Genomic DNA, 11,568 nt, shown 5'->3' on the forward strand with positions numbered 1-11,568 from the left:
GTCACTTTGTCGTTTATTTGATATTGAAAGACCACTAGCTAGAAGTCTTACTGGAATGGAATTGTTTTTACAGCAAGCTTTCTTTGCACATAACTGCAGATATTTCAACTAGCACCACAGGTATTACATTGAAAAGGCAACACCTTATTTTGTGATAAGGTGTTACAATAATATGGCACAGACGACTTTAACGATTTTGGGTAGAAGTATAATCGGTAAAGTTTCTTAGGCGTAGCGAGATAATACATTGAATAGGTTACATTAAACTAGACAGAAATGATAAAGTGTTCTACACTAAAGAAAATAGGAGAACAGATATGTCTAGAAAAATTCGCCGTCATTTCACAGATGACTTTAAACAACAAATCGTTGACCTTCACAAGGCAGGTATGAAACGCAGCGAGCTCATCAAAGAATATGAGCTAACCCCTTCAACCTTTGACAAGTGGGTCAAACAGGCACGAACGACTGGTTCCTTCAAAACTGTCGATAACCTTACCGATGAACAGCGTGAGCTGATCGCACTCAGGAAACGTAACAAAGAGTTGGAAATGCAGGTAGATATCCTAAAGCAAGCGGCAGTGATTATGGCACGAAAAGGGAAATAATCACTGCGAACAAAGACAAATACAGCATTTCCGCTATGTGTCGTTGTTTGAACATTCCTCGCTCTAGCTATTATTACAAAGCTGTAGAACCAGTATCTGAAGAGAATCTTGAAGAAATGGTTAAGCGTCTCTTTCTTGACAGTAAATCTAGATATGGTGCTAGAAAAATCAAGAAGTGTCTGGAATCTGAAGGCATAACCCTGTCTCGCCGTCGGATTCGTCGCATCATGAAGAGATTGAATCTCGTTTCGGTTTACCAGAAGGCTGCCTTCAAGCCGTATTCTAAAGGGAAAAATGAGGCACTCATTCCAAATCATTTAGCCAGACAATTCAACCAAGAAAGACCACTGGAAGCGCTTGTGACTGACTTGACTTATGTCCGCGTTGACAGTCGCTGGGCTTATGTTTGCCTCATTATTGACCTCTTCAATCGTGAAATGATTGGCCTGGCAGTTGGTTGGCACAAGACGGCAGAGCTCGTCAAACAAGCCATTCAAAGCATTCCTTATGCGCTAAGCAAAGTGAAGCTATTCCATTCTGATCGTGGCAAGGAGTTTGACAATGTTCTGATTGATGGGATGTTGGCGGCGTTTGGCATCACTCGGTCTCTAAGTCAGGCTGGTTGTCCCTATGATAATGCCGTAGCTGAGAGCACTTATCGTTCCTTCAAACTGGAGTTTATCAACCAAGAGACCTTCCATTCGCTAGAAGAATTAACCCTAAAAACGAAAGATTATGTCCACTGGTGGAATCATCACCGCATTCACGGTAGTCTCAACTACCAAACACCCATGACGAAGCGAATCATCGCTTAACAAAAACACTTTATAAATTTTGTACAGAAAACTGTTGCCTTTTCACCCGATCTCTAAACGGCCTAAAGAAGTCAAAAATAGAGGGACTGTTGGTCATTGGGAATTAGATACTGTCGTCTCTTCTCGTGGAAAGAGCAAGGGGTGTTTAGCTACCTTTGTAGAGCGCAAGTCTCGGTTTTATCTAGCTTTCAAAATACCCGATCGAACAGCCGCTTCTATGTTTTCAGCTATTCAACAACTCTGTCAACTTTTCCCAAAAGATCTCTTAAAAACGTTCACATCAGATCGTGGGAAGGAATTCACTTGTTATCCAAAGGTCGAAGAGTTAGGTATTGATTTTTACTTCGCAGATGCCTACTCCTCTTGGCAAAGAGGGAGTAACGAGAATTCAAATGGGCTACTTAGAGAATACTTTCCCAAGAAAACTGACTTATCCTTGATAAGCGATGAAGAATTGTATTCAGCTTTAGTTGAAATTAACCAACGCCCACGAAAATGTTTAGGTTACAGAACATCTTTTGAGGCACTGTTAAATGAGTTTTAAAAAAGTTGCACTTATTATTGCAATTCATCATAAAGAAAAAGTAGTAAAGCCCCTCTCCCGTCGGAGATTTCCTCACTACTAATCTTAATATGTTTTTATCCGTTAAAACTTTCCGTCAACTGCGGAACCACTTGTTTCTTACGTGATACAGCCCCTTCAAGGAAGGCATGATTGTTTTCCAATTTGAAATTGAAGGCTGCTTCAACCTTATCCATATGGCTACCCAAGGCTAGGATTTCTGAGTTTGAATTGAGAATATCTGTAATCATCAAAACAAAATCTGAGTAGCCATTAGCTTCTTGTGAGGTCTTAATAGCTTCCTCGATTTCAGCTTGGCGATCCAAAACTTCATTAATATCAACCGTGTTGACCTGAGCCACGCGCACATTGTTACCGTTGAGCTCAAAACTCTTAGCATCAATATCAATCAGTTCTTCAGCTGATTTGCTTGAAAGGTTAGTCCCTGCTTTCAGCATAGCCAAGCCATATTCTTCTAGATTAACACCGGCAAGTTCGGCTAGCTCTTCAGCCACTTGTGGATCTGTTTCGTGAGTAGTTGGTGATTTAAGCAAAAGGGTATCAGAGATAAGACCTGATAGGAGAAGACCGGCTACTTCTTTTGGCACTTCAACATTGTTTTCCTTAAAAGCACGATAAACAATTGAAGAAGCTGATCCAACTGGTTCCACACGCATGTAAAGCGGGTTGGCCGTTTCAAAGTTGGCCACACGGTGGTGGTCGATAACAGCTGCGATTTCTACTTCGTGAATATCTGAAATAGATTGCTGGAATTCGTTGTGGTCTGTTAAGATAACTTGGCTAACGCCTTCTTCCTTAGCAGATTCAACAACACGTGGCGCTTCAACACTAAAATAATCGAGAACAAAAGCAGTTTCTTCATTTGGCGTCCCAAGAGCTACACTTTCCGCATCACGTCCAAAAGCTGTACGCTCCAAATAAGCCCAGCCGTAGGATGATGCAATAGCATCGGTATCAGGATTTTGGTGACCAAAAACTAAAAATTGTGACATATCTTACCTCTATTAATGTTTATTTCTTTATCATTTTAGCAAAATTTCACCTATAAAGAAAGGTTCAATCATGATTTCTACACTATTTAGAAATCAATTGGCTTATAGTCAAGCCCTATTTCTGCTAAAAAAGTGTGGGGGAAAGAAGTCAATAATTTAAAGAATTTGATTGTCCTCGCTTTCTTATTTTAAGGCTCAGGCCTCTGCCACTATTCTGTTTTTAACTGGCAGGCTTTGGCAGTCTATCCCCAGACTGCCAAACTCCATCGGAGCATTTTGACACTTGCTTTACAAGCTTTATTTCTCAATTAAAAAGGGATTAACATGAGCTAACATTCATAGAATTGGATCTCCTCCAACAGTTCCCCAAACTGTTGGAGCTATCATTTGTGTGGTAGTTAAACAGTCCAGTGGACTGTTTAAGGGGGCACCTAAAGATAGGGAAACGCCCCAAGATAAGGATATCCAACCAGCAGTGGTTCATTGGTGCTAAAGCATCTAATGAACTGTGCAGGGGAAAGACTTCTTGGCAGAGTCAACCAGTTTTTCTCCCAACCCACTGCGCCTAGCAAATAAAATTAACCAAATAAATAAGGCTGAGAACTTTTGTCTCAACCTCCTTGAATTTTTTATCACTCACTACATCAGGATTCAAGACGAATCTTAGAGATTTTAACTTAATGACAGTGAAGCAGTTTTTCCTTTACCGACTGCCTTGCCTTCTAATTGGAGTAATCCGTGTCCTCTTTGTCACGCTCATCGGGCGACAATTCTAAGGAGTCTAAGTCAATAATATAAGAATCATCTTCATATTCATAGTCAGCATAAGCTTCCGAGTTGATAGTATCGCCATACTCTTGGTTATAAACGGAATCACTATAAGCCATATAAGTCTGTCGCTGAGCTTGTTTTTTAGCTCGCTCTTTTAATTTTTTGGAAATAATATCATGCAAATACTTGATAGCAATCACAATAAACTGGTAAGCCCAAATTACGAGTGATTCTATTAAGATAACCAGCTCAACTACGACGACACCAACCAAAGCCCAAACCATGAAGAAGGCTATGAAGAGTTGGGATAAAATCTTCTGGATATTCCCAACTTGGTCATTATGGATTGTTAAAACTTCTGTGAAGAGGTCGAAAATTCCTTGCAGAAGCGTTGATCTAATTGCTCGAGAACCCGATCCTTTATCTGTCAACTTGGCTCTTGTCGCGATAACATCATCGTTTTCGTCATAGTAAAGGTCAACCCTGTCTCCCAATCTAGGGTCAAAGCTAAAAGACGAACGTTCCACTCGTTTGACATGACCTTCTGTATTAGCGAGAACTATGACCTCACCATCAATACTTAATACGCGATACATACTTTACTCTACTTTCTCGTCCCATAGTATCACAAATTCACAAGGCTGTCAAAATCCCTACTTTCTAGGATTCCTATGGGAAAGCAGTTATTCCCAACTTCTAAAAAATCATCACCTCTGATATTGAAGTGATGATTATCTATAGAAAGGTTTATTATAAGGACTAATCAATAACTATGTAACGCCGTTGACCACCATAGCTGACATAAGAAATCCAATTATGTCCATCTTTTCTCAAAATTTTATCGTAATTAATACTTTCTCCGGCATCAAAAGTAAAGACAACATCAGAAGCTACCTGAGGGGAATTTCTAACATCTACTTGTTTAACAAAGGTATAACTCCTCAATGAGGGAAGAGTACTTTCATAATCCGCTTCCTCCTCTGGCTGAGGAACTGTGGTCTTGGTAGCAGCTACACCGACCATTCTATCATCATCCTCAACGTAGTAGAGATGGATGTTGTAATCGCCGTGTTCTCCTTTATGTTCACTAGTTTTAACGACAGCCATATAGTCGCCATTATCTTGTTTAGTAGCATCATACCAAACAACATCATCCTGATCTGATTGTTCCGTCCAGACAGGAACTTTAACAGCCTTTATTCCCTTGCTATCAGCAACATTTGTAACAACGACTTCAAAACCATCAGCAGTTTGATTTTGAATAGTGATAGTACCTGTTAGTTTATTTTCTTCTTTTTTTACCTCAGGTGTATGTTGTCCATTGGTAATTCCAACCATCTGACCGTCATTTTCAACATAGTAAAGATGTATCTGATAAAGACCTGTTTCATCCTTATGATCTGAACGCTTCACACTTACTTTATAAGTGCCATCTCCTTGTTGGACACCATCATACCAAACCAAATCGTCTTGACCATTATCATCTGTCCAAACCGGTACCTTAACAGCCTTAAGGCCTGCACTGTCTGAAACATCGGAGATAATTACATCGAAATCACCATTAGCCTGGTTGCTAAAGGAAAGAGTTCCTGTACGGGTGACTTGCGAGGTTGTTTCTTCAACTGTATACTTGGCTTCGGTAATGCCAACCATCCTACCATCATTTTCAACATAGTAAAGATGTACGAGATAATCACCCTTGTCATTTTTATGATCAGCCAACTTAACAGCAACCTTGTAAGTGCCGTCATCTTGTTTGACACCATCATACCAAATCAAATCATCTTGATCATTTTTAACTGTCCAAATAGGTACCTTAACAGCAAGAACTCCATTATCATCTGAAACATTAGATATGCGGATATCAAATCCTTGTTCTGTCTGATTTTCAAAGCTAATTTGCCCCGTTAACTTAGGTTCACTTGGCTGAGGCTCCGGTGCTGCCAGTTTATCCAGCATAACATAACGGCGATTCCCATTATAAGAAACGTAACTGATCCAGTTATAACCGTCCGTTTGGAGACGCTTATCATAGTTAATACTTTCCCCTTGTTTAAAGGTAAAATCCGTTTTTGCAGTTACCTTGGGTTCGCTCTTAACTTCTACTTCTTTATCAAAAGTATAACGCTCCAGTGTGGGTAAAGTAACTTCACTAGTATCAGAAGCACTTGAAGCTGATTCTGTATTTTGATTAGCGGCTACAGGGGGAGTCGTATTACCATCAGTCTGTGTCGCTTTATCAACTGTGGCCGAAGCAGCTTCGTTAGTAACTAGACCTTCTTTTATATCTGCCTGACTTGCAGCATCCTCTGCTGTTTTATTTTCTTGTAAGTTATCAATCTCAGTGTCAGTAACTACATTTTGCCCCTCATCATTGACGGCTACTGTTTGAACTGTAGTATCAGGGGTCGAATCATTGGGAGCAGCTTGTTCATCTGCCAAAACTTGATTCCCTATTAACAAACTAGCCCCAATTAAGACAGAAGCAGCTCCTAGTGAATACTTTCGAATTGAAAAACGTTGTTTTTCACTCCATGATAAATCTTTTCTCATTTATATACTCCTCTCATTTTCATAATTGCCCTTATTATAGATAAATCGAAAAACGTTGTCAACATATTAATGTAATTTTGAAATGTATTTGTAATAGCAATTTTGATACGAACTACTTTAACGACTGAACTAACTAGTCTTATAATAGGGAGTCTCATCTGACGAAGCGCCCTGTCCTACTGTTATTACATCTTGATCAAAAGTTGCTCCAGCAGTAGAAGCAACTCCTTTTGGGATCATAAATAGGGCAGCACTGCCCACTTCTGAATCTTTCTGACCTATGGTAAATAAGGCTTTTTCACCAGATACCCCTTGGGACTGGATAAACTGAGTATCGGATACCAAACCATTATTGTCAAATACCAAGGTATCTCCATTAGCATTTTGCCAAGTTCCTGCTACACTAGAAAAGTCGCCATTAGCAATTGCTGAGACATTGATACTGGATGAAGAGTTTTCTTGATTGTTATTTTCTCCAGATTCTCTCTGTGAAGACGTGGCGGGAGAGGAAGTACTACTAGATTCCCGATTAGTATAAGAACCACTATTATTTTTTTTAATATTATTATTTGTTTGGCCCGTTTTTTCTGAGCTTTGATTAGGTTTATTTTGAGAAGTCTCCTTATGACAAGCACTTAAGAAGAACATTGAACTAAGGGTAAGAACAGCAGCAAGTTTATATGTTTTTTTCATTATTTGAAAATCCTCCTACTTTTCTTTAATTATAAAACAGCTGATATATCGTGTCAACATATTTTTGTAACTTTTTTAATCTAATTGTAATATTTGTATTCTAAAAATTTTCTTTTTGTTAAAAATAGGAGTGAAGAGAGCCAAAATTAGAATTTTTTAGCTTTCTTCACTCTCTAGTTCCTAGGGCATGACCTAAAACGCCCCTCCCCCAATCTATTTCCTATCTTTTGTTTTAGGGCTAACAACTCAAATAGTCATCCTCAGATCACCCGAGCCTCTACAGCTGGCTGAATATTTCCACTTTTTCAAGACTCCCGGATGGTTAAATTCTCGCTTTCCTCTTGCGATTAAACAAAAGTTAGTCAACTACCTCGTTAAGAACTTATTCAAAAATATAAATGAAGACTGAACAAGCTCTTACACAGCTTTATTTCTTAATGCTTTTAATACTTCCTATTTAATTTTACAACAGCTTCAGTTCTGGCGGTATGTGGAAACATATCAACAGATTGAATATAGTCTACCTCATAGGTAGAAGTTAAAGTCACCAAATCCCGTGCTAAAGTTGAGGCATTACAGGAAACATATACCATCTTTTCAGGAGCATATCGAACAATGGTCTCTAACAAACCTTTGTCTAATCCCACCCTAGGGGGATCAACAATGAGGGCAGTGGGATGGTACCCTTCGGCATACCATTTAGGGATAACTTCTTCTGCCTGACCTACTTCATAGTAGGTATTACCAAGCCCCATGTCCTTAGCATTTTGCTTAGCATCTTCAATAGCTTCAGGGATAATATCTACCCCACGAACAGATTTTACCCTTCCTGCAAAAGCTAAGCCAATGCTGCCGACTCCACAGTAGGCATCAATCAGATGATCATCTGGTGTTAGATCCATGGCTTGAACAGCTTCATTATAAAGGACTTGAGTCTGCTGAGGATTAAGTTGATAAAAAGCACGTGGTGATAAAGAAAAACTATAGTCTAATACCCCTTCCTGAATGCTATTTTTCCCCCATATGATTTCCGTCTTATCTCCATAAATATCACTAGACTTTGAATAATTATAGTTAACTGCAACTGAAATAAGCTCAGGAAAGGCCAAATGTAAGTCTTTTACTAGTGCTGACAAGCGTAAAGAACAACTCGTGATAAAAATAAGCTGAACTTGGGAACTAGCTTGTGCTTTACGTACCATGATTGTCCGTACACCCGCTTTTTTTCGTCCATCATAAATTGGAATCTGATATTTGCCTAATAACACTGCCGCTTTATTTACAATTTTTTGGGTTAATTTATCTTGTACTAAACAATTATCCAGTGGAACCAAGCGATGAGAATTGGCCGCAAAAAGACCTGCTTTGACACTCCCTCCAAAGTAGCGTGTCTGAAACTGTAACTTTGCACGGTAATGGTCAGGTTTTTTCATTCCTTTTGTATGACGGATTTCATATCTTTCATAACCGGCCGGTTTAAATTTTTTCAGAGCCTGCCTTAGGATATCATCTTTGAAATCTAACTGCTTATCATAGCGAAGATGCATAATTTGACATCCTCCACATTTTTCATAAACAGGGCATTGAGGCTGTACACGAAAGTTAGATTTCTTATTAATCTGTAATAATTTTGCTTGAACAAAATTTCGCTTTACCGCCGTAACTTGACAGAAGACTTCCTCCCCTTTTAAAGCACCAGGTACAAATACTAGGGTTTTTTGGTAAAAGCCAATTCCTTCACCATTAATACCCATACGCTTTATTTTCAAAGGGATTCTCTGCTTAACCTGTAAACTCACCATTATCAGATCCTTTCTAATAACACTACCACAATCCCATAAGGTACATTGAACAATTTTCCTTCGTTCAACTTCCGAAAGCAGGCCAACACCTCTAACATTTTATCATTTTTGATATAATAAACCTATGAAAATCACTAAAATAGAAAAGAAAAAACATCTCTATCTTTTAGAGCTTGATAATCAAGAAAGTCTCTATATCACCGAAGATACCATTGTACATTTTATGCTATCAAAACAGATGGAAATCAGTGACGAGCAGTTAAAAATAATACAATCTTTCTCCCAATTTTCCTACGGTAAGAATCTTGCCCTCTATTTTCTTTCTTTTAAACCACGAACTCAAAAAGAGGTAAAAAATTATCTCGCCCAACATAATATTAGTGAATTAAACGTTCTCAAAGTACTTGATAATCTCAAAGAAGAACGCTGGATTGATGATTATCAGTATGCTGAAAATTTCATCAATCAAAATTTTTATACAGGTGACAAGGGGCCTTTTATTCTTAGTCAAAAACTTCAACAAAAAGGGATTACTAGAGCAGTATGCGAAACTATTTTGGCTGAGAAAGATTTTTTTGACCTAGCTCAACGTGTTGGACAAAAGCTATTTCGTAAGTATGAAGGGCGTTATCCTACTAAGGCGACAAAGGATAAGGTACAGCAATCATTACTTCAAAAGGGGTTCGACACTAGCACTGTCAGAGCAGTTATAGATGAGCTAAATATTCAAAAGAATAGCAGCAGGGATATGACGTTAATTTATCGAGAATTAGACAAGCTTTACCCAAAGTACCAGAAAAAATATAGTGACTACAAGCTCAAGCAACATCTGATTCAAGCATTGGCTCGGAAAGGTTATGATTATTCAGATATTGAATCAGCCTTGCGAGACTATCTATAAACTTATAACTGCCATTCACTATATATTCTAAGAGCTTTCAAGCACTTCTTCTTCGTAAAAAATGCTTTTTCGGCTAAATTATGTTAAACTATAACAGATAAACTTAATTGTAGAAGGTTTTTGCCATGAAATTACCTAAAGAAGGCGACTTTATTACAATTCAGAGTTATAAGCATGATGGTAGTTTGCACCGTACATGGCGCGATACTATGGTACTAAAAACAACTGAAAATGCTATTATCGGTGTTAATGACCATACCCTTGTTACCGAGAGTGATGGCCGTCGTTGGGTTACTCGAGAACCAGCTATTGTTTACTTTCATAAAAAATTCTGGTTCAACATCATCGCAATGATTCGTGATAGTGGTGTTTCCTACTACTGTAACTTAGCCAGTCCCTATGTTATGGATGAAGAGGCACTTAAATATATTGACTATGACCTAGATGTTAAGGTATTTGAAAATCATGAAAAAAAATTGCTTGACGTTGATGAATATGAAACACATAAACGAGAGATGCACTATTCTGGGGATATCGATTTTATCCTCAAAGAAAATGTGAAGATTCTTGTAGACTGGATTAACAATGAAAAAGGGCCATTTTCAGAGTCGTATATTAATATTTGGTACAAACGTTATCTTGAACTCAAAAGTCGTTAATATCAAAAAGGTTGAGACTAAGATCTCAACCTTTTTGGTGCTTTTATCAACTGAAGTCAATGAGAAAGAATCACTGCTTAATCCTCAGATTTGTTCTTTTATCTACTAAAGCCCCAAAAGACTTGAGCAAAATAAAAAAACGCCCTCTATCGGGAAGACAGGATTCGAACCTGCGACCCCTTGGTCCCAAACCAAGTGCTCTACCAAGCTGAGCTACTTCCCGTATATGCTATCGCTATGCACCCTAGAGGATTCGAACCTCTAACCGCCTGATTCGTAGTCAGGTACTCTATCCAGTTGAGCCAAGGGTGCTTCTCTTATGCCGAGGACCGGAATCGAACCGGTACGAAGGTTACCCTTCGCAGGATTTTAAGTCCTGTGCGTCTGCCAGTTCCGCCACCCCGGCAATCCTCAAGCGAACGACGGGATTCGAACCCGCGACCCCCACCTTGGCAAGGTGATGTTCTACCACTGAACTACGTTCGCTAATGCCGGCTACATGACTTGAACACGCGACCCTCTGATTACAAATCAGATGCTCTACCAACTGAGCTAAGCCGGCCTATCTCTCTTATGCGGGTTAAGGGACTTGAACCCCCACGCCGTTAAGCGCCAGATCCTAAATCTGGTGCGTCTGCCAATTCCGCCAAACCCGCATCTATGACCCGTACTGGGCTCGAACCAGTGACCCTTTGATTAAAAGTCAAATGCTCTACCAACTGAGCTAACGAGTCCTTCTTGGCTTTAAAGAACCAACACAAACTGCATTTGTTCTTTTTCCAGATTGAAATAGTCCACTGGACTATTATACTGATCATGTAAGCTACGCTTACTTTATTTCCAACTTCAAAATGTCTTCCAGACATTTTGAACGGTCCCGACGGGAATCGAACCCGCGATCTTCGCCGTGACAGGGCGACGTGATAACCGCTACACCACGGGACCTATTCAAGTAATTGTATTCGAACTAAAAAGCTAGGGATTTAGATAAATGGCTTAAGAAATCAGGATTTCTTACCTATTTCCTAAAATCATACGCTTTTCTTTACGTTCTCATTACTTAATCATGGGAGTTAACGGGATCGAACCGCTGACCCTCTGCTTGTAAGGCAGATGCTCTCCCAGCTGAGCTAAACTCCCTAGGTCGAAAATTTAGCTCTAGCTGGGAAACAGTCGAAAGCTTCGCTTTCC

The 11,568-nt window shown here is 39.3% G+C and carries 8 protein-coding genes, 9 tRNA genes and 2 pseudogenes; 5 read left to right on the forward strand and 14 right to left on the reverse strand.

The features are described 5' to 3' along the window. The 3 genes and pseudogenes from AC4HAO_RS11025 to AC4HAO_RS11035 form a co-directional block, all read left to right on the forward strand. Nucleotides 1-112, forward strand: a pseudogene (locus AC4HAO_RS11025) (IS982 family transposase); the annotation flags it as partial. 205 nt (nucleotides 113-317) lie between these two features. Beyond that, nucleotides 318-1,423 (forward strand): IS3 family transposase gene (locus AC4HAO_RS11030; protein WP_491135369.1). Its coding sequence is split into 2 segments (ribosomal slippage): nucleotides 318-594 and nucleotides 594-1,423, totalling 1,107 coding nucleotides; the frame shifts between segments, so codons are not numbered across the junction. Nucleotides 1,424-1,469: 46 nt separating this feature from the next. Further along, nucleotides 1,470-1,967, forward strand: a pseudogene (locus tag AC4HAO_RS11035) (IS30 family transposase); the annotation flags it as partial. A 95-nt stretch (nucleotides 1,968-2,062) separates the two neighbouring features. On the opposite strand, the gene AC4HAO_RS11040 reads toward AC4HAO_RS11035, so the two are convergent. The 5 genes from AC4HAO_RS11040 to rlmD form a co-directional block, all read right to left on the reverse strand. Next, on the reverse strand, nucleotides 2,063-2,998 hold the full coding sequence (locus tag AC4HAO_RS11040; RefSeq protein ID WP_491135370.1) for a manganese-dependent inorganic pyrophosphatase: 936 nt from the start codon (nucleotides 2,996-2,998) through the stop codon (nucleotides 2,063-2,065). A 722-nt stretch (nucleotides 2,999-3,720) separates the two neighbouring features. Beyond that, complete coding sequence (locus AC4HAO_RS11045; RefSeq protein WP_491135371.1) at nucleotides 3,721-4,365, reverse strand: hypothetical protein; 645 nt, start codon at nucleotides 4,363-4,365, stop codon at nucleotides 3,721-3,723. 163 nt (nucleotides 4,366-4,528) lie between these two features. Further along, on the reverse strand, nucleotides 4,529-6,322 hold the full coding sequence (locus tag AC4HAO_RS11050) for a GBS Bsp-like repeat-containing protein (RefSeq protein WP_491135372.1): 1,794 nt from the start codon (nucleotides 6,320-6,322) through the stop codon (nucleotides 4,529-4,531). Between the two features lie 129 nt (nucleotides 6,323-6,451). After that, nucleotides 6,452-7,015, reverse strand: coding sequence for a DUF6287 domain-containing protein (locus tag AC4HAO_RS11055; RefSeq protein WP_491135373.1), 564 nt, complete (start codon nucleotides 7,013-7,015; stop codon nucleotides 6,452-6,454). 443 nt (nucleotides 7,016-7,458) lie between these two features. After that, the gene (rlmD, locus tag AC4HAO_RS11060) at nucleotides 7,459-8,814 is read right to left on the reverse strand and encodes a 23S rRNA (uracil(1939)-C(5))-methyltransferase RlmD (RefSeq protein ID WP_491135375.1); all 1,356 of its coding nucleotides are present in this window, start codon (nucleotides 8,812-8,814) and stop codon (nucleotides 7,459-7,461) included. Nucleotides 8,815-8,941: 127 nt separating this feature from the next. Between rlmD and recX the strand changes: the two genes are divergently transcribed. Both recX and ntdP read left to right on the forward strand, forming a co-directional pair. Further along, nucleotides 8,942-9,718 carry a recombination regulator RecX gene (gene recX, locus AC4HAO_RS11065; RefSeq protein ID WP_491135374.1) on the forward strand — a complete coding sequence of 259 codons (777 nt, stop codon included), beginning with the start codon at nucleotides 8,942-8,944 and terminating at the stop codon, nucleotides 9,716-9,718. Nucleotides 9,719-9,843: 125 nt separating this feature from the next. Further along, a complete protein-coding gene (gene ntdP / locus AC4HAO_RS11070; RefSeq protein WP_447451705.1) occupies nucleotides 9,844-10,377 on the forward strand; it encodes a nucleoside tri-diphosphate phosphatase in 534 nt (177 codons plus the stop codon). Nucleotides 10,378-10,526: 149 nt separating this feature from the next. Here ntdP and AC4HAO_RS11075 read toward each other — a convergent pair. The 9 genes from AC4HAO_RS11075 to AC4HAO_RS11115 form a co-directional block, all read right to left on the reverse strand. After that, nucleotides 10,527-10,600, reverse strand: a tRNA-Pro gene (locus tag AC4HAO_RS11075). A gap of 15 nt (nucleotides 10,601-10,615) precedes the next feature. Next, nucleotides 10,616-10,689 (reverse strand) — tRNA-Arg (locus AC4HAO_RS11080). 8 nt (nucleotides 10,690-10,697) lie between these two features. Continuing rightward, a tRNA-Leu gene (locus tag AC4HAO_RS11085) sits at nucleotides 10,698-10,783 on the reverse strand. Nucleotides 10,784-10,791: 8 nt separating this feature from the next. Beyond that, a tRNA-Gly gene (locus AC4HAO_RS11090) sits at nucleotides 10,792-10,863 on the reverse strand. Between the two features lie 3 nt (nucleotides 10,864-10,866). Further along, nucleotides 10,867-10,939 (reverse strand) — tRNA-Thr (locus AC4HAO_RS11095). A gap of 12 nt (nucleotides 10,940-10,951) precedes the next feature. Further along, a tRNA-Leu gene (locus AC4HAO_RS11100) sits at nucleotides 10,952-11,033 on the reverse strand. A gap of 5 nt (nucleotides 11,034-11,038) precedes the next feature. After that, nucleotides 11,039-11,111, reverse strand: a tRNA-Lys gene (locus tag AC4HAO_RS11105). 138 nt (nucleotides 11,112-11,249) lie between these two features. After that, a tRNA-Asp gene (locus tag AC4HAO_RS11110) sits at nucleotides 11,250-11,322 on the reverse strand. 122 nt (nucleotides 11,323-11,444) lie between these two features. Beyond that, nucleotides 11,445-11,517: transfer RNA gene (locus AC4HAO_RS11115), tRNA-Val, on the reverse strand. Between the last annotated feature and the right edge of the window lie 51 nt (nucleotides 11,518-11,568).

Source organism: Streptococcus sp. ELY_137, from assembly GCF_058314515.1.

Coding starts and splice junctions, on each gene's coding strand:
- ntdP (WP_447451705.1), top strand. CDS start 9,844: ATGAAATTACCTAAAGAAGGCGACTTTATTACAATTCAGAGTTATAAG.
- AC4HAO_RS11050 (WP_491135372.1), bottom strand. CDS start 6,322: ATGAGAAAAGATTTATCATGGAGTGAAAAACAACGTTTTTCAATTCGA.
- AC4HAO_RS11040 (WP_491135370.1), bottom strand. CDS start 2,998: ATGTCACAATTTTTAGTTTTTGGTCACCAAAATCCTGATACCGATGCT.
- recX (WP_491135374.1), top strand. CDS start 8,942: ATGAAAATCACTAAAATAGAAAAGAAAAAACATCTCTATCTTTTAGAG.
- AC4HAO_RS11045 (WP_491135371.1), bottom strand. CDS start 4,365: ATGTATCGCGTATTAAGTATTGATGGTGAGGTCATAGTTCTCGCTAAT.
- AC4HAO_RS11055 (WP_491135373.1), bottom strand. CDS start 7,015: ATGAAAAAAACATATAAACTTGCTGCTGTTCTTACCCTTAGTTCAATG.